This is a genomic window from uncultured Oscillibacter sp. (genome assembly GCF_910587525.1).
In the GTDB taxonomy this organism is placed as follows: Bacteria; Bacillota; Clostridia; order Oscillospirales; family Oscillospiraceae; genus Oscillibacter.
The window spans coordinates 1-17,845 of record NZ_CAJULS010000007.1 but is presented as its reverse complement, the minus strand read 5'-3'; the positions used below and the strand labels follow the sequence as shown (position 1 = coordinate 17,845).

The 17,845-nt window shown below is 61.6% G+C and carries 17 protein-coding genes; 15 read left to right on the top strand and 2 right to left on the bottom strand.

Annotated elements, in window-relative coordinates; genetic code table 11:
- Positions 1 to 2 precede the first annotated feature (2 nt).
- Positions 3 to 431 carry a hypothetical protein gene (locus QZ326_RS01660; protein WP_295740561.1) on the top strand — a complete coding sequence of 143 codons (429 nt, stop codon included), beginning with the start codon at positions 3 to 5 and terminating at the stop codon, positions 429 to 431.
- A 49-nt stretch (positions 432 to 480) separates the two neighbouring features.
- On the opposite strand, the gene QZ326_RS01655 is transcribed toward QZ326_RS01660, so the two are convergent.
- Both QZ326_RS01655 and QZ326_RS01650 read right to left on the bottom strand, forming a co-directional pair.
- Positions 481 to 2,166: a DAK2 domain-containing protein gene (locus QZ326_RS01655; protein ID WP_295740559.1), complete on the bottom strand. Its 1,686-nt coding sequence runs from the start codon at positions 2,164 to 2,166 to the stop codon at positions 481 to 483.
- A 16-nt stretch (positions 2,167 to 2,182) separates the two neighbouring features.
- Positions 2,183 to 2,533, bottom strand: a complete 351-nt coding sequence (locus QZ326_RS01650) for an Asp23/Gls24 family envelope stress response protein (RefSeq protein WP_016322875.1) — start codon at positions 2,531 to 2,533, stop codon at positions 2,183 to 2,185.
- Positions 2,534 to 2,748: 215 nt separating this feature from the next.
- Here QZ326_RS01650 and rsmD point away from each other — a divergent pair, with 215 nt between their 5' ends.
- The 14 genes from rsmD to QZ326_RS01580 form a co-directional block, all read left to right on the top strand.
- The gene (rsmD, locus tag QZ326_RS01645; protein WP_295740555.1) at positions 2,749 to 3,321 is read left to right on the top strand and encodes a 16S rRNA (guanine(966)-N(2))-methyltransferase RsmD; all 573 of its coding nucleotides are present in this window, start codon (positions 2,749 to 2,751) and stop codon (positions 3,319 to 3,321) included.
- The gene (coaD, locus tag QZ326_RS01640) at positions 3,318 to 3,809 is read left to right on the top strand and encodes a pantetheine-phosphate adenylyltransferase (protein WP_295740554.1); all 492 of its coding nucleotides are present in this window, start codon (positions 3,318 to 3,320) and stop codon (positions 3,807 to 3,809) included. The genes rsmD and coaD overlap by 4 nt, the downstream gene beginning before the upstream one ends.
- A 6-nt stretch (positions 3,810 to 3,815) precedes the next feature.
- The gene (locus QZ326_RS01635) at positions 3,816 to 4,337 is read left to right on the top strand and encodes a hypothetical protein (RefSeq protein ID WP_295740552.1); all 522 of its coding nucleotides are present in this window, start codon (positions 3,816 to 3,818) and stop codon (positions 4,335 to 4,337) included.
- 405 nt (positions 4,338 to 4,742) lie between these two features.
- Positions 4,743 to 5,186, top strand: a complete 444-nt coding sequence (gene mraZ / locus QZ326_RS01630; RefSeq protein ID WP_295740550.1) for a division/cell wall cluster transcriptional repressor MraZ — start codon at positions 4,743 to 4,745, stop codon at positions 5,184 to 5,186.
- A 6-nt stretch (positions 5,187 to 5,192) separates the two neighbouring features.
- A complete protein-coding gene (rsmH, locus tag QZ326_RS01625; RefSeq protein ID WP_295740548.1) occupies positions 5,193 to 6,140 on the top strand; it encodes a 16S rRNA (cytosine(1402)-N(4))-methyltransferase RsmH in 948 nt (315 codons plus the stop codon).
- A gap of 66 nt (positions 6,141 to 6,206) precedes the next feature.
- Positions 6,207 to 6,752, top strand: coding sequence for a hypothetical protein (locus QZ326_RS01620; RefSeq protein ID WP_295740546.1), 546 nt, complete (start codon positions 6,207 to 6,209; stop codon positions 6,750 to 6,752).
- Positions 6,753 to 6,939: 187 nt separating this feature from the next.
- Positions 6,940 to 9,432 carry a penicillin-binding transpeptidase domain-containing protein gene (locus QZ326_RS01615; RefSeq protein WP_295740544.1) on the top strand — a complete coding sequence of 831 codons (2,493 nt, stop codon included), beginning with the start codon at positions 6,940 to 6,942 and terminating at the stop codon, positions 9,430 to 9,432.
- 130 nt (positions 9,433 to 9,562) lie between these two features.
- On the top strand, positions 9,563 to 11,011 hold the full coding sequence (locus QZ326_RS01610; protein ID WP_295740542.1) for a UDP-N-acetylmuramoyl-L-alanyl-D-glutamate--2,6-diaminopimelate ligase: 1,449 nt from the start codon (positions 9,563 to 9,565) through the stop codon (positions 11,009 to 11,011).
- A gap of 238 nt (positions 11,012 to 11,249) precedes the next feature.
- The gene (gene mraY / locus QZ326_RS01605) at positions 11,250 to 12,254 is read left to right on the top strand and encodes a phospho-N-acetylmuramoyl-pentapeptide-transferase (protein WP_295740540.1); all 1,005 of its coding nucleotides are present in this window, start codon (positions 11,250 to 11,252) and stop codon (positions 12,252 to 12,254) included.
- A 42-nt stretch (positions 12,255 to 12,296) separates the two neighbouring features.
- Positions 12,297 to 13,523, top strand: coding sequence for a putative lipid II flippase FtsW (gene ftsW, locus QZ326_RS01600; protein WP_295740538.1), 1,227 nt, complete (start codon positions 12,297 to 12,299; stop codon positions 13,521 to 13,523).
- Between the two features lie 246 nt (positions 13,524 to 13,769).
- On the top strand, positions 13,770 to 14,906 hold the full coding sequence (murG, locus tag QZ326_RS01595) for an undecaprenyldiphospho-muramoylpentapeptide beta-N-acetylglucosaminyltransferase (RefSeq protein WP_295740536.1): 1,137 nt from the start codon (positions 13,770 to 13,772) through the stop codon (positions 14,904 to 14,906).
- Between the two features lie 66 nt (positions 14,907 to 14,972).
- Complete coding sequence (gene murA, locus QZ326_RS01590; RefSeq protein ID WP_295740534.1) at positions 14,973 to 16,235, top strand: UDP-N-acetylglucosamine 1-carboxyvinyltransferase; 1,263 nt, start codon at positions 14,973 to 14,975, stop codon at positions 16,233 to 16,235.
- Positions 16,236 to 16,250: 15 nt separating this feature from the next.
- On the top strand, positions 16,251 to 17,030 hold the full coding sequence (locus QZ326_RS01585) for a cell division protein FtsQ/DivIB (protein WP_295740532.1): 780 nt from the start codon (positions 16,251 to 16,253) through the stop codon (positions 17,028 to 17,030).
- Positions 17,031 to 17,210: 180 nt separating this feature from the next.
- Positions 17,211 to 17,845, top strand: a 635-nt coding sequence (locus QZ326_RS01580; protein WP_295740531.1) for a cell division protein FtsZ, incomplete at its 3' end; no start/stop codon positions are given.

Sequence of the window (17,845 nt, the reverse complement as noted above, 5' to 3'; positions counted from 1 at the left end):
CCATGGAGAAGACCTGGAAGTGGTTTCTTCGGATTGATATCGCCGTGACGCTGGCAGGGTTTGCAGCCATAGTGGGATATTACGTCTATTGCTTTTTCGAGCTGTCGGATGCCATGCTCCTGGGGGCCATAATCATATTCGCCCTGGATTTTTTCGGCCTGCCCCTGCTGGCTGCGGCGGCGCTGGTTCTGCTGGTGTCCCGGCGGAGCCGCAGTCACTGGGGGGTCCTGCTGGGCACGTTTTTCCAGCTGCTGTACGGCGGCGCGTACACCTTCTTTTTGGCAATGGCGGGGGGCTTCATAACCCCGGGCTTCATGGCCGGTCCCATCTTCCTGGCGGCGGGCATTGCGGGGGCGGTCATGTGCCTGACCATCCCAAAGGACCAACGGGGCTGGGAGAGGCGGACCCTGCCTCCGGGGGAGATTGAATGACAAAAAGAAGCGGTATGGCCTGGGCCATACCGCTTTTTACATGGTTCGCTCACTCCATGGAGATGATATAGTAATACACAGGCTGTCCGCCGGAGAGGACGGCCACCTCGGCGTCGGGGCAGGTCTCCTCAAAAAGCTTCCCGGCAGCCTCCGCATCCTCCTGGGACACGTCCTCGCCGAAGTACAGGGAGATGAAGGAGGAGCCTTTTTCCGCGGCGGAGCCCGCCAGCCGCTCCAGCAGAGCGGGGAGGGACCCGTCTGTGCCAAAGAGCCTGCCCTCCGCCAAAGCCAGGTAGTCTCCCTCCTTGATGTCAAAGCCGTCAAAATCGGAGTCCCGGGCAGCATAGGTGATCTGGGCCGTGGTGACAGTGGGCAGGCTCTCGGTCATGGCGGCGGTGATGTCCTCCGCCGCCGGAGACTCGAAGTCCACGTTCATCATGGCAGTGATGCCCTGGGGCACAGTTTTGGTGGGGATGACCACCACGTTTTTCTCCGTCAGGGCGGCGCACTGCTGGGCGGCCATGATGATGTTGCCGTTATTGGGCAGGACGAACACCGTCTCGGCGGGGACGGCGTCCACGCCCTCCAGAATGGCCTCGGTGGAGGGATTCATGGTCTGCCCGCCGGACACCACGCCGTCAACCCCCAGGTCCTTGAAGACTGCCTCCAGGCCCGCCCCGGCGCACACCGCCAGGAAGCCGTACTTTTTCTCTGGTGGGGCCACCGCATGGCCGCCGGCGGGGGCGGCGCCGGATTCAAGAGCCTGCTCCACGGCGTCCAGGTCGTCGGTGCTCTGGACATGGCGGCCGGCGGCCAGGTCCTCCGCCTGGGTACGCATGTTCTCGATTTTGGCAAGCTCCAGTGTGCCGTACTTCTGGGCCTCTGTCAGAGCGGCACCGGGGATGTCCGTGTGGACGTGGACCTTGAAAGCGTCGTCGTCCTCGCCGATGACCAGGCTGTCGCCGATGCTGTCGAGATATGTCCGCAGGGGGTCCAGGGACCGCTCCACCGTCTTGCGGACGATGAACACGGTGTCAAAGGTGAAGGTGATGTCCTCGTCGGAGAGGGCGGCAAAGTCCGCCTTCTCCTGGGGAGCGTCCTCCGAGGCCTCCGGCATGGGCTCGCCCCGCATTTCCGCCAGCATCCCCTCCAGAATCAGCAGGTATCCCTTGCCGCCGGCATCCACCACGCCGGCCTTTTTCAGCACGGGGTTCATGTCGGTAGTCTGGGCCAGGGTCTCATATCCCTCCCGGATGGCCTCCTCCAGCACCTTCTCGATGTCCCGCTCCTCCGCGGCGGCCTCCACCGCCCGCTTGGCGGCAAGGCGGGAGACGGTGAGCACCGTGCCCTCGGCGGGCTTCATCACCGCCTTGTAGGCGGAGGAGACGCCCTGCTGCATGGCGGCGGCAAAGGCGGCGGCGTCGGCGGTCTCCAGGCCCTTGAGGCCCTTGCTCATCCCCCGGAACAGCAATGAGAGGATGACGCCGGAGTTGCCCCGGGCGCCCCGCAGCAGCGCGGAGGCGGTGAGGTCGGCGGCCCGGGTCAGCGTGGCAGGAGCGGCCTTCCGCAGTTCGGTGACAGCGGTGCCGATGGTCATGCTCATGTTGGTGCCGGTGTCCCCGTCGGGCACGGGGAAGACGTTCAGGTCGTTGATGGCCTGCTTCTGGGCGGTGATGGCGGCGGCGCCGTGGAGCACCATCTGCTTGAAGAGGGCTCCGGTAATCTGTTCGTTCATTCGATTCGTTCCTCCCTCACAAGGTCATGGAATCCACGCACACGTCCACAGCCTTGACGGGTACGCCGGTGTTTTTCGTCACAACATAGCGCACCTCGTTCATAATGGAGCGGCACACCGCGGGCAGGTTGACCCCGTTTTCCACGATGATATGGAGCTCGATGGAGATGGAGTTGTCGTCGTGATAGGTGATGCTGACGCCTTTGCTCATGGCCTCCCGCCGCAGCAGGTGGACCAGGCCGTCGGTCATGGAGCGGAAGGCCATGCCCTTGACGCCAAAGCAGTTGGTGGCGGCCATGCCGGTGATGTTGGAGAATACGGCGCTGCTGATGGAGATCTCACCCTGATCAGATTTGAATTGAATCATGAGAACGTCCTTTCTTTCCTGATATTGACAGGGGAGGAAAAACCGCCCCTGTGACAGCCATATTAAGAGAATTCTATTATATACGATTCCTCCGGAAAGTACAAGTCCCAAAAAAGGGGGTCCGGGACGTAAAAATCTATTGAAAACCGGTGGGATTTGCCGTAGAATAGGAAAAAACCGCCAGGAGACGGCGGGAGGACAGAGGAGGGAGCGCCGTGCGCGTCATTACCGGCTCTGCCAGGGGCCGCCGTTTGAAGGAACTGGAGGGGATGGAGACCCGCCCCACCACCGACCGGGTGAAAGAGGGACTGTTCAGTGCTCTCCAGTGCGACATTGAGGGGCGGCGGGTGCTGGATCTTTTCGCCGGCACAGGCCAGCTGGGCATTGAATGCCTCAGCCGGGGAGCGGCCTTTGCCGTCTTCGTAGACCGTCGGGAGGATGCGGCGCAGCTGGTTCGGGAGAACTTGACCCTCACCGGCCTCCGGGACCGGGCCAGGGTGGTGCGGGGGGACTCTCTGGAGTACCTGCGGACGGCACGGGAGAAATTCGACCTGGTCTTTCTGGACCCGCCCTATCAGGCAGGGCTGCTGGAGCCCGCCCTGGAGATGCTCGCGGCATTTGACATTTTGAATCAGCATGGTATAATTGTGGCGGAACACCCGGCGGACAGGGTGCTGGCGCCTCCCGGGGCGCTCTGCCGTGTCCACCGGACCTACCGCTACGGGAAGATCGGACTGACTGTCTTCCGCCGGAGCAGAAACGAAGAGAACGAGGAACAACTCCCATGAGAACAGCCGTTTGCTCAGGCAGCTTTGACCCCATCACGCTGGGCCATCTGGACGTGATCCAAAGGGCCGCCGCCTGTTTTGACCGTGTGGTGGTCTGCGTCAGCCCCAACGCGGAGAAGCGCAGCCAGATGTTTACGCCGGAGCAGAAACTTCAACTGGTGCGCTCCGCTGTGGCGGAATTTTCCAATGTGGAGGCGGAGCTGTGGCCCGGCCTGCTGGCGGACTTTGCCGCGGCCCACGGGGCGAATGTCATCGTCCGGGGCGTGCGGAACGTGACGGACTTTGACGCGGAGTACCAAATGGCCTTGATCAACAGGGGAATTCACCCGGAGCTGGAGACCATGCTGCTGCCCGCCGGCCAGGCGTACCAGCACTTCAGCTCCTCCATGGCCCGGGAGATGATCCGGTACCGCCAGCCGCTGGAAAAATACCTGCCCGCATCCATTGTGCCCATGGTGCTGGAGATGATGGAAAGTCAGAAAGGATAGGGACCTATGGCCAATGATATTAACCGTCTGATCGACATGCTGTTTGAACGGATCGAGGACGCCAAGTCTCCGGCGCTGAAGCCCAATATGAGCCTGGTGGACCGGGACGAGATCCTGGACCTGCTGGAGGAGCTGCGGGCCCAGCTGCCGGTGGAGATCAAGCGGGCTCAGGAGCTGCTGGCTGCCCGGGACAAGTTTGTGGAGGAGGCCAAGCGGGACGTGGAGCGCATGATGCGCCAGGCGGAGCTGGACGCCAAGACCAAGGTCTCCGAGAGCGAGGTCATTTACGCCGCCAAGGAGAAGGCCCGCCAGATCGTGGGCCGGGCGGAGGAGCGCTCCCGCCAGCTCTATCAGGTGGCCAACGAGTACGCCGAAGACGCCCTGGCCCGTACGGAGGAGGCCGTCCAGGCCGCGCTGGACGAGGTGAAGCAGTCCCGGGTTCGATTCCGCACTGCCTCTGCCGCCGCTATGCAGGAGCAGCGGGACAAGCTGGCGGGCAAGAGCGATCCGGAGGGCCCTGCCGGCTGAGTTGACCATAATCCCCACCTCCGCCGGTGCGCTGCGGCAAACCGCTGTAAAAATTTGTGGAAAATGACGGGAAAACCGGCGAAAAATTTTTAGGAAAACTATATCTGGGTCTCGAGATACAGAGCGGCACCCGTAAACACAAGATTTTGTGTTTACGGGTGCCTTTTGTTTTACGTCAACCGACTCAACTATTATCGAACGCACGTTTGAAAAACGGGGTTTTGGACAGAAAATGGGAGAATTTATGAGATTTTTACCAATTTCCGGCGGAAAAAAATCCTTGCAATTTCCAATCCTTTTGCGTATACTAAAAACATTGGTGGGGAAAAGTGGGTAATTTGAGGTGTTAAGTGCCATCAAAGCCCATGAAATCCCAAAAAGAGGGGAGAAAGGGGGCGGCCTTCCATGGCAAGACTGCTGGGTAAATCCAACAACAGTATTGACTCCAAAGGCCGTCTGGTAATTCCCTCCGCCATGCGGGAGGCCCTGGGCGATACCTTTTATATCACCATTGGCGCGGAGCACTGCCTGACCATCTATCCCCAGGCCAAGTGGGAGCAGATGTCTGAGGAAATGGACGATTTGAGCTACAGCGAGATGCGGGCGCTGACCCTGCTGTACGCCAACGCCGTCCAGTGCGAGCCGGACGCGCAGGGGCGGGTACTGATCCCCGCCAGCCTGCGGAATCACGCGGGGCTGAAAAAGACAGCCACCATCGTGGGCCTGAACTCCTTCGCCGAGATTTGGGACGAGCAGACATGGGCCGAGCGGGAGCGGAAGATGCTGGAGAGCGACGATATGGCCGCTGCCATGGATGCCCTGGCCCGCGCCCGCCGCAGCCGCGGGTAAGCGCCTATGGAATACGTTCACAAGCCCGTCCTTCTGGACGAGTGTATGGAAGTGCTGAACATCCGCCCCGGCGGGGTGTATGTGGACGGGACTCTGGGCCGGGCCGGGCACTCCCGGGAGATCGCCCGGCGGCTCACCGTCGGCAGGCTGATCTGCATCGACCAGGACATGGCCGCCATTGAGGCGGCGGAGGAGCGTCTGGCCCCCTGGCGGGACCGGGTGACGCTGGTCCACGGCAATTTCTCCGGTCTTGCGGACATCCTGCGGCAGGCGGGAGTCTCCGGTGTGGATGGGGCCCTGTTTGATCTGGGTGTGTCTTCGCCCCAGCTGGACGACGCCTCCCGGGGCTTTTCCTACATGCAGGACGCCCCGTTGGACATGCGGATGGACGCGGCTGCGGCCCTGACGGCCCGGGAGGTAGTCAATACTTGGAGCCCGGAGGAGCTGCGGCGTATTCTGTATGAGTACGGCGAGGAGCGGTACGCCCCTGCCATTGCCCGGGCCATCGTCCGGGCCAGGGAGGAAAAACCGGTGGAGACCACGCTGGAACTGGCGGACATTATCCGGGGCGCCATGCCCCCGGCGGCGCTGCGGGAAAAGCAGCACCCCGCCAAGCGGACTTTCCAGGCTGTCCGCATTGCCGTCAACGGCGAGCTGGATGTGCTGCCGCCTATGCTGAAGGCGGCGGTGGAGAGCCTGAACCCCGGCGGACGGCTGGCGGTGATCACCTTCCACTCTCTGGAGGACCGGATCGTCAAGCGGACCATGCGGGATATGGCCCGGGGCTGCACCTGCCCGCCGGAATTCCCGGTGTGTGTCTGCGGCAAAAAACCAATGCTCCGCCTCGTGACCCGCAGGCCTATTGTGCCTGGAACGGAGGAACTTAGCGAAAATCCCCGGGCCAGGAGCGCCAAGCTGCGGGCGGCGGAGAAGTGTGAAGCATTTGATATTTAGCGGGACAGGCTGTTCCGCACATTTTAGAGAAAGGGGGAGTCTTCTTTGGCTTCGGCGGCGAAGAATTTGCGTTACCGCAATGGCAGGTCTGTATCCGTGGACGGCAATCTGGCCCGCAGCCTGGACTTTGAGGTTCGGGAGCGGGAGCTGCGCCACGCCGGAGAGCCCCCCCGGCGCCGGGAGGCGGTCCAGGAAAAACCCAAAATACGGAGTCTTCCCAAGGTCCAGCTGCGGGAGGCTCAGCATGTGGCCCCGCTGGCCGTGGTGGGTGCGGTGGCGGCCGCGGTGCTGGCTGTGCTTCTGCTGCTGAGCTATATCCAGTTGACGGTCCTCTCCTCCGATATGGTGGAGCTGCGGAGCGAATTGAAGGCGCTGGAGAAGGAAAACGTAATCCTCACCACCCAGTATGAGCAGATATACGACCTGGCCACCGTGAAGGCGGCGGCGGAGGCAGCTGGCATGACGAAGCCCGGCGCCAGTCAGGTTTACTATGTGGACAGCTCCGGCGGAGATGCCGCCGTGGTTTACCGGCAGGAGGAGACGGGCCTGTTGGACAGGCTGAAGGATTCCCTCCACCACGGGGTCTACACAGTGGTGGAATATTTCGATTGAGCGTCGCACTATAATGCTTTGAAGAGAACCATCGGTTGACAAAGGGCAATACGCCTGCCGGCGGCTTTCCAGCCTCCAAAACCGGATTGCCTCTTGCCGGCGGATGGTTTTGCGGGGAGTGAGAAGAGGTCTTCTTACTCCCTCAATTCGGTATGCTGCGCCGGACGGCGTGAGAAAGAGAGGACCCATGGCAGGTAATTCCCCGAGAAAAAGCGAAGCGGCCCGCAGGGCCAATCAGGTGGTTCGCAGCAGGACGGTGATCATCATGCTGCTGCTGGGCGTGTGCACCTTTGTCATGCTCTTCTGGAAGCTGTATGACCTGCAGATCCGGCGGCATGACGAGCTGCAGGCCCAGGCGGCCGTGCAGCAGACCCGGGAGAGCGTGGTGACCGCTTCCCGGGGGACGATCTATGACCGGAATTATCATCCCTTGGCAACCTCGGCCACGGCGGAGAACGTGTGCATTTCTCCCCTGGAGCTGGCAGCCTATGTCCAAAAACAGGAGAAGGCCAATGAAGAGGCCCAGGAGCAGGCAATCAAGTCCGGCAAGACCTATGTCCCGGCGGTGGTTCTGGATGAGGCCTATGTGGCCCGGGGGCTGAGCCGGATCCTGGGCGTGCCGGAGGAGGATATTCTCCAAATGGCCTCCAAAACCAAGACGAAGTACCAGGTCGTCAGCAAACGGGTGGAGCAGGACGTGGCGGACGAGGTGCGCCGCTTCATCAACGGTGAGATCGACGACGAGGGACGGGAGCTCACCTTTGTCAACGAAGAGGGAAAGACCCGCCTGCTGTCCAACCCAACCAAGGCCCCCACGGCCCTCCAGGGGATCTTCCTGGAGCTGGATTCCCGGCGGTACTATCCCTACGGCACCCTTGCGGCCAACGTGGTGGGCTTTGTCAACGGCGAGAACCAGGGGGCCTACGGCCTGGAGTCCAAGTTCAACGACGTGCTGGAGGGCACCAGCGGCTACACTGTGGCCGCAAAAAACGCCCGCAACACGGACCTGCCCTTCCACTACGAGAATATCATCGACCCGGAGAACGGCTATGACATGATGCTGACCCTGGACACCCGGGTCCAGGCCTCCCTGGAGAAGAACATGGAGAGCATGCTGGAGACCTTCGACGCCAAAAACGGCGGCACCGGCATCGTCATGGAGGCGAATACCGGTGCCATCATCGCCATGGCCTCCTATCCCACCTTTGACCCCGGCAATTACAGCGCTATCCAGGATGAAAAGCTCCTGGCATCTGTAGAGAAAGAGCTGGAGGAGCTGGAGAAGAAAAAGGACACCTACGAGGCAGAAGAGGATTACAGTACGGCCATCAGCAATACTTGGAGCAAGGCCCAGGGTCTTCAGTGGCGCAACCGCTGCGTGTCCGATACCTATGAGCCCGGCTCCACCTTCAAGCCCATCACCCTGGCGGCGGCGTTGGAGGAGGGCGTGGTGAACATGAATTCCTCTTTCAGCTGTTCCGGCTCCGTCATGGTTCAGGGGTGGGATAAGGCCTTTAACTGCTCCAAGAAGAGCGGACATGGCACCCAGAGCCTGAAGGTGGCCGTTGGCAACTCCTGCAACCCCGCCTTCATCTCCATCGGATTAAAGATGGGCACCCAGAAGTATTACAGCTATCTTCGCTCCTTCGGCCTGATGGACCCTACGGGGTTCGATATGGCGGTGGGCGAGGGCAAGGGCATCTTCGCCGACGAGAAGAACTTCAACTCCAACGTGGTCTCCCTGGCGTCCTACGCTTTCGGCCAGACCTTCAACGTCACGCCCCTGGAGCTGATCCGGGCCCAGGCGGCCTGCATCAACGGCGGCTATCTTTACACGCCCTATATCGTGGACCAGGTGCTGGACGGAAACGGCAACATCATTGAACAGCACGGAGCCGCCACACCTGTCCGGCAGGTGGTCAGCGAGGAGACCTCCGCCCTGGTGCGGGAGTGCCTGGAGTATGTGGTGGCGGAGGGAACCGGCAAGAACGGCCAGGTAACCGGCTACCGCATCGGCGGCAAGACCGGCACTGCCGACAAGACCGGCACCCGAACCGACAGCAACCCCAAGGGCGATGTGGTGGTCTCCTTCATGTGCTTCGCTCCGGCGGACGATCCCCAGTACATCATGCTCATCACCATGGATACCCCCAGCCGGAATACCGGCGTCTTTGTCTCCGGCGGCAACATGGTGGCTCCCACCGCCAGCCGGATCATGGGTGAGATTCTGCCGGATCTCGGCATCGAACCGGACTACTCCTCCTCGGAGCTGCTGGTGGCCGATGCGCCGGTGCCCAATGTGGTGGGACTTACTATGGCGGATGCCAAAGCCAAGCTGGAGAACGCCGGCTTTGCATGCCGCACGGTGGGCGACGGCGAGACCGTCACAGCCCAGACCCCGGCAGGCGGCGCCATTGTACCCAACGACGCGTCCATTATTCTGTATCTGGGACAGGAGAAGCCTGACGCCCCCTGCACGGTGCCAAACGTCTCCGGCAGGACTGCCGCGGAGGCCAACCGGATGCTGACCAACGCGGGACTGATCATGAAGGTGGCGGGCACCACGGTAACCGGCTCCGGCAACGTTCACGCCATGTCTCAGAATGTGGCGGAGGGCACGGAGCTGCCCGCCGGCAGTGTGGTGACGGTATGGTTTGGCGACAGCTCTGTGCTGGACTGACCCGGAGGAGACCGGAGAACAGTTTTTGCATATCTTTTGGCACCTTCTTCCGTATACTTTGCAATCTCTGCCGCCTATAATGGAAATCGGCGGGTCTGCCGCCGATTCACAAAGGAAGGGGCGCGGTTTTATGCGGTTAAAAGAACTTTTGGAGGGGATCACCGTGCTGTCCGCCACGGCGGACATGGAGCTGGAGATCCCGGATGTCAGCTATGACTCCCGGACGGTAAGGCCCGGCGGATTGTTTGTAGCCATGACCGGCTTTGCCGTGGACGGACACGATTTCATCGGAAAGGCTATGGAGGCCGGCGCGGCGGCGGTGCTGTGCCAGAGGGTGCCGGAGGGGAATGTCCCCTATATCCAGACGGCGGATTCCCGCCGGGCGCTGGCAGTGGTGGGAGCAAACTTTTTCGGACATCCCGCTGAGGACATGACCATGGCGGGCATTACCGGCACCAACGGAAAGACCTCCTCCACCTATCTCCTCAAAGCCATTCTGGAGCAGGCGGCGGGGGCCAAAGTGGGCCTCATCGGCACCAACCAGAACATGGTCGGCCAGGAGATCATTCCCACAGAGCGCACCACGCCGGAGTCTTTTGAGCTCCAGCGGCTCTTCGCCCAAATGCGGGACGCGGGCTGCACCCATGTGGTGATGGAGGTCTCCTCCCACGCCCTGGCCCTGGACCGGGTGTACGGTGTGCGCTATCAGGTGGGCGTGTTCACCAATCTCACGCAGGACCACCTGGATTTCCACGGCACCATGGAGGAGTATTGCGGCGCCAAGGCGCTGCTGTTCCGAAACTGCGGCACCGGGGTGGTCAACGCAGATGACCCATGGACGCCCCGGCTGACGGCGGAGGCCTCCTGTGAGATCTTCACCTACGCCGAAGCGGCGGAGGCAGACCTGCGGGCAGAGGACATTGTCCTGGCGGCGGACCACGTTGCCTTCACGGCGGTGACACGAGAACAACGGGTCCCCATCCGGGTGAATATTCCGGGCCGCTTCATGGTTTACAACACCTTGGATGTGCTGGGAGCGGCACTGGCCATGGGCATTTCTCTGGAGGACAGCGCCAGGGTCCTGGCGGAGGTTCCGCCGGTGAAGGGCCGGGTGGAGGTCGTCCCCACCCCGGGAAAAGACTATACTGTTTTGATCGACTACGCCCACAGCCCTGACGGGCTGGAGAATGTTCTCTCCTCGGTGAGGGGCTTTGCCAAAGGGCGCACCGTAGCGGTGTTCGGCTGCGGCGGTGACCGGGACAGGACCAAGCGCCCCAAGATGGGGCGAACCGCCGCCCAAAATGCCGATTTCCTGGTGGTTACCACCGACAATCCCCGCACCGAGGACCCGGAGGCCATCATTGCAGATATTCTGCCGGGGCTGGAGGGCTATGGCACACCTTACGAAGTGGTAGTGGACCGGATTAAGGCCATCCATTGGGCCATGGACCATGCGGAGCAGGGCGACGTGATTGTTCTGTGCGGCAAGGGCCACGAGACCTATCAGGAGGTTAACCATATCAAGCACCATATGGATGAGCGGGAGATCGTGGCGGATTATCTGGCAGGCGGGGAATAAACACCGCCGGGAGTCCGGCGTCAAGCGTTTTGCGGAGCAAAACCTTGAAATCGGCCGAATTGAATTCGGACGATTTGAGTCAAATGCGGGGTCCCCGCAAAAGCGGAGCTTTTGTGGGGCGTTACCCATATCAAGCACCATATGGATGAGCGGGAGATCGTGGCGGATTATCTGGGAGCCGGAAAATAAACTGACAGTGAAAGCGCCGGTGTGTGTGGCCGGCGAGGGGGAGCGAGAAATGGTATGGATCTGGACTGAGTGGATCGAGGCGCTGATCGCCGCAGGGGCGGCCTTTTTGCTGACCCTGGTGATCGGAAAGTTTCTGATCCCCGAGCTTCGGAAATTGAAAGCTGGCCAGGAGATCCGGGCCGATGGCCCCAGCTGGCACGCCTCCAAGGCGGGCACGCCCACCATGGGTGGCATCATGTTCATCATCGGCGCGGGCGTGACGGTGTTTGCCCTGGGCTGGACGCGGATGCTGCAAGGGGACTTTGCCCATCTGTACGTCTACCTGTTCGCTCTGTGCTTCGGGTTTATCGGCTTTGTGGACGACTACCGCAAGGTGCGCCAGCACCAGAACGAAGGTCTGACTGCGAAGCAGAAGTTCATTTTACAGCTGCTGGCGGCGGTGGTCTTCCTCAGCCTGATGCGCTATGAGGGCATGCTGACCAACCGGCTGTATATCCCGGGGCTCCAGGTGAATATCACCGTCAACTGGATATTCTATCTGATGTTTGCCGCCTTCGTCATCGTGGGAGCGGTCAATGCCGTAAACCTCACCGACGGCATTGACGGCTTGGCCTGCAGCGTGACCTTTGTGGTGATGGTGTTCTTCACCGCTGCGGCGGCACTGTGGCACCTGACGGCTCTGGCCCTGTTTCCCTCTGCCCTGGCGGGCGGCCTGGCGGCCTTTTTCGTCTATAACCATCACCCGGCCAAGACCTTTATGGGGGATACTGGCAGCCTCTTTCTGGGCGGCGCTGTGGCGGCGCTGGCCTTCGCCATGGATATGCCGCTGATCCTGATTCCGGTGGGCATTATCTATATCGCGGAGACCCTCTCCGACATTATCCAGGTGGCCTATTTCAAGGCCACCCACGGCAAGCGCTTTTTCAAGATGGCTCCGGTGCACCACCATCTGGAGCGGTGCGGCTGGAGCGAGGCGAAAATTGTCACAGTATTCAGCGGCGTCACGCTGGCTTGCTGCATTCTGGCGTATCTGGCCATTCAGGGCCGATATTGAGGACGCCGCTGTGCGCGGAAATATATTGAGAGGAGGGGACCTATGGTTGAGACACGGCGGCGGAGACGGCCCATCAGCCGGGAGGAGGCACTGGCCCGGCAGGAGAAAAAGCGTCGCCGCAAAGAGCGGGAGGAGCTGAGCCGGGAGCTGGCCCGGGGGCCCATTGACCTGCCCTTTTGCCTGCTGGTGCTGATGCTGATGGGAGTCGGCCTTGTGATGCTGCTCTCTGCCAGCTTCCCCTCTGCCTATTACGACAACGACGACCCCATCAAGTATTTCCGGCAGCAGGGTGTTTTTGCCATTGCCGGTGTAGCGGCCATGCTTTTTATCGGCAAGATCAACTACCAGCGGTTTCGGGGCGCGGCAAAGCCGCTGCTGTATCTCTCCATCGTGCTGCTGGTGCTGGTTATCATTCCCGGAAATCCCATCGCCCTTACCCGAAACCACGCCACGCGCTGGCTGGGAATCCGCAATACCAGCTTTCAGTTCCAGCCCTCGGAGGTGGCAAAAATGGCGGTGGTGCTGTATTTTTCCGACACCATCTCCAAGAAGAAGGATAAGATGAACACCACCCGGTACGGTGTGGCCCCCTATCTGCTGATCCTGGGGGTCCTCTCCCTTCTGATGATGCTGGAACCCCATCTGTCCGGCACGGTATTGATCCTCAGCGCCGGTGCGGTGCTGATGCTGGTGGGCGGCATCAATCTCACCTGGGTGGCGGCGGCAGTGGCCGGCGCCGGCGGCATCGCGTTTTTGATGTTCTCCGGCGTCATCAAATACGGCCAGTCCCGCCTGGCCATGTGGCAGAATCCCTGGCTGGATCCCCGAGGCGACGGCTACCAGCTGGTGCAGAGCCTGCTCTCCATCGGCTCCGGCGGCCTGTGGGGCGTGGGACTTGGCAGGAGTATGCAGAAGTTTTTGTACCTGCCGGAGGAGCACAACGACTTTATCTTTGCCATTGTCTGTGAGGAGCTGGGCCTCATCGGGGCCACTATCATCATGCTGCTCTTCGCGGCGCTGATCCTCCGGGGCTACTGGATCGCCCTCCACGCCCGGGACCGGTTTGGAAGCCTGCTGGTGGTGGGCGTTACCACCCTGATTGCCATGCAGACATTTTTGAATATTGGCGTGGTGACGGGCCTCCTGCCCACCACGGGCATCTCATTGCCATTTTTCAGCTACGGCGGTACGGCGCTGATGATCCAGCTGGCGGAAATGGGTATCGTATTATCCGTATCGCGGCAGATGAAACCTACGAAAGCAGGCTAGAGTCTGCTTTTTGAGGGGGAGCGGGCTCCATTTCCGGCATAAGGACCGCCCTGCGGGCGGTTGGCCTAAACGTGCCGGGCGAAGTCTCGGCCTCCCCCTGCCGCACAAGGCGGCCGGGGTATTTTCACCGCGTACACGCCGCGGCGAAAATGGTTGAAACCTCTTCTTCTGAACTCCTTTCTTCGCGCCTGCGGGGCGCAGGAATACAGGGGGAGGTATCTGTATCTATGAGAGAGGGTGTTTGCCTTGCCTCAAAACCTGAAACGGGTCATCTTTACCTGCGGCGGTACGGCGGGGCATGTGAACCCGGCCATCGCCCTGGCGCAGCTGATGCGCCGGAAGGACCCGGAGACGGCATTTTTGTTTGTGGGAGCGGAGCGGGGATTGGAAAAAGACCTGGTCCCCAAGGCAGGGTACGATTTTCGAACCGTCCATATCTCCAGTTTTCACCGCTCCTTCAGGCCCAGGGAGATCCGGCACAATCTGATCTCCGTCTGCAACCTCCTGCGGGCGCCCCGGGAGGCCCGGGCGATTCTGCGGGAATTCCGGCCGGATGCGGTGATCGGCACCGGCGGCTATGCCAGCTACCCCATGGTAAAGGCTGCCGCCAAGGACGGCATTCCCACGTTGGTTCACGAATCCAACATGGTGCCGGGCCTGACTACGGAGATGCTGGAGCCCTTCGCGGATCGGATTCTGGTGGGCTTTGAGGCCTGCCGGCAGCATTATAGACACCCGGAAAAGGTGGTTGTTACCGGCACACCGGTGCGGGGGGACTTCTTTGAGCTGACAAAAGAGGAGGCCAAACGGAAGCTGGGTGTGGACGGTGGAAGGCCGCTGATCGTCTCTTTCTGGGGGTCCCTGGGGGCCGCCGGTATGAACCGCCAGATGGCGGACTTCCTGGCCCTGGAGGCACAAAAAGAGCCCTTCTACCACATCCATGGCGCGGGGGAGGCGGGATATTCCGTTCTGCTGGCGCAGCTGAGAGAGAAGGGCGTGGATTTGAAGGATCACCCGGCGCTGGACGTTCGGGAGTACATCTATAATATGGCCGCCGTCATGCGGGCGGCGGACCTGGTTGTGTGCCGGGCGGGAGCCTCTACTATCAGCGAGCTGACGGCTCTGGGCGTTCCGGCGCTGGTCGTGCCGTCTCCCTATGTGACCAATAATCACCAGGAGAAGAACGCCCGGGCCCTGGAGGAGGCGGGTGGCGCGGCGGTGCTGCTGGAAAAGGACAGCTCCGGTCAGGCGCTGTTCCAGGCCGCCTGCGGCATCCTGCACGGAGAGACCCGCCGCGCCGGCATGGAAAAAGCCATGGCGGCCCTGGGAATTCGGGATGCAGCGGAGCGTATTTACGATACGCTCCTGGAGGTTTGCAAGTAACCAGTTTTTCTCCATATCCATAAGATGGTCTGTATGAGATCATTTTTGGGTACGGGGGGAACATGTATGAGCCAGCTTTTGGTGCGGGGCGGCAACAGCCTCAGGGGAGAAGTGGCCGTCCAGGGAGCGAAGAACAGCGTGCTGCCCATTTTGGCGGCCACGCTGCTGACAGGCGGACAGGTGGAGCTGCGGAGCTGTCCCCATCTGCGGGACGTGGACGCCTCCATCCGCATTCTGAAGACTCTGGGCTGCGACGCCCGCTGGGAGGGGGACAGCCTTCTGGCAGATACTGCCGGGTTGAACAGCTGCGCCGTCTCTGATATACTGATGCGGGAGATGCGCTCCTCCGCCATCTTTCTGGGGGCCATTCTGGCCCGGTGCGGAGAGGCGGAGATGAGTTACCCCGGCGGCTGTGAGCTGGGCCCCAGACCCATTGACCTGCACCTGGCGGGCCTGCGGGACCTGGGGGCGGAGATTCAGGACAGCGGCGGCGTGCTGTACTGCAAAGCCCCCCGCCTGCGGGGAAGAGAGGTGATTCTCAGCCTGCCCTCCGTGGGAGCCACGGAGAACCTGATGCTGGCCGCCTGCGGGGCGGAGGGCGTCACCGCCATCTCCAACGCCGCCCGGGAGCCGGAGATCGTGGATTTGCAGGAATTTTTGAATGCCTGCGGCGCGGCTGTATCCGGAGCAGGTACCTCCACTGTCACGGTGGAGGGAAAACGGCCCCTTCACGGCTGTACTTACGGGATCATGCCGGACCGTATTGTGGCGGCCACCTACCTCTGCGCTGCGGCTGCCGCCGGTGGGGAAATCTACTTACGGAATGCCCGGGAGGGCCATCTATCTACCGTCGCCGCCGCGCTGCGGGAGGCGGGGTGCGCCATTCGGGCGGACCGGGACGGCGTGAGCTGTACCAGCCGGGGACAGCTGGGGAGCATCCGCCCTGTGCGGACGGCGCCATATCCGGGCTTTCCCACGGACGCCCAGGCGGTTTTGATGGCCGCGCTGCTGCGCAGCCGGGGGGCCACGGTCTTTGAGGAGAGCATCTTTGAAAACAGATACCGCCATGTGGATGAACTGATCCGCATGGGGGCGGATATCCGGGTGGCGGGCCGGGTGGCGGTGGTCACCGGCGCGGAGAAGCTCCGCGGCGCACCTGTACGCTGCACGGACCTGCGGGGCGGGGCGGCGCTGTGCGTGGCGGCTCTGGCGGCGGAGGGAGAGACTTCCATCGATGAGATCGGCCACATTGACCGGGGCTACGAGTGCATTGAGCGGGATTTGAGGACTCTGGGCGCGGACATTGTCCGCACAGAGCTGGAGATATAGGAGTTCAAGAGAGATATGGCAAGACGCAGAAAATCCAACCGGCGGAGGAGGGGAAGGTCGGGCTTCCTCTATAAACTGCTGTCCGTTTTGGCCATGTGCGTCTGCCTCATCACGGCGCTGACGCTGTTTTTCAGGGTGGACACCATTGTGGTCACCGGCGGCGTGCGCTACACCGAGCAGGAGCTGCGGGACGCCACCGGGATCAAGACCGGGGCCAACCTGCTGCTTTTGAACAAGGGCAGGGTGGCTGCCAGCATGACAGGGACCCTGCCCTACCTGAAGGAAATCAGCAGCATCAGCAAAAAACTGCCGGACACCCTGGAGATCCAGGTGGAGGAGTGCGGAAAGCCCCTGGCGGTGATTCAGGACGGCGCTGCCTGGCTTATCAGCCCCACCAACTCCGGCCGGGGCAAGATCGTAGAGCAGGTGCCGGCGGCGGCCGCCGCCGGCTACGGGGTCATCGACGGCTGCCAGCTGCTGGCGCCCTCGGTGGGCACCGGCCCGGCGCTTGCCACGGAGTATGCCGTCCAGCAGAGCAGCCTCCTCAGTCTGCTGAACGCGCTGGAGGAAGCGGAGATGCTGGAACAGGTGGAGGCCATCCACTTGGAGAACCCTGCGGAGATCACCATGGAGTATGCCGGGCGCTTCACCGTGCGCCTGAGTTACAGTGCGGACTACGCCCGCAAGCTCACAAAGCTCCAGTGGAGTCTCACCGAGGGCATTATCCAGGACAATATGACCGGCACCTTTGATATGCGTGGGAGCAGCAAGGATTTTTTCCAGCCGGACCTATAGTGAGAAAATGGATGTTTTTTCCGTTTTCTTTTGGAAAAAACCCTCGAAAAGAGACATAGGGGACTTGACCGGAGCAAAAAAGTGGCATACAATAGACATTATATATTGGGATACTGGATATTGTGGAAAGCGCCGGGCATCTTCGCCCTTTTCTACAAATGATAGCAGGAGGCAGCACTTATGGCATTTGGATTGGAAACGGGTTCCGATACCGTTGTCAACATCAAAGTAATCGGCGTTGGCGGCGGCGGCAACAACGTGGTCAACCGCATGGTCCGTTCCGGGACCAAGGGCGTGGATTTTGTAGCAGTAAATACGGATAAGCAGGCGCTGAACGTGTCAAGTGCCTCTGACAAGATCCAGATTGGTGAGAAGCTGACCCACGGCAAAGGCGCGGGGGCAGACCCGGAGATCGGCCGGAAGGCCGCCGAAGAGAGCCGCAATCAGATCGCCAAGGCCCTGGAGGATACGGACATGGTGTTCATCGCTGCCGGTATGGGCGGCGGTACCGGCACCGGCGGTGCGCCCATCGTGGCGGAGATCGCCAAGGAGATGGATATTCTCACCGTGGGCGTGGTCACCAAGCCCTTCGGCTTTGAAGGCCCCCGCCGGATGCGGGCCGCCGAGGCGGGCATCGCCGAGCTGGAGGGGAAGGTGGACTCTCTGGTCATCATCCCCAACGAGCGGCTGAAGTACGCCACCGACCAGAAGGTGACCTTTGCCAACGCCTTTGAGATCGCCGATGATGTGCTGCGTCAGGCGGTGCAGTCCATCTCCGACCTGATCCGGGACACCGGCTTTATCAACCTGGACTT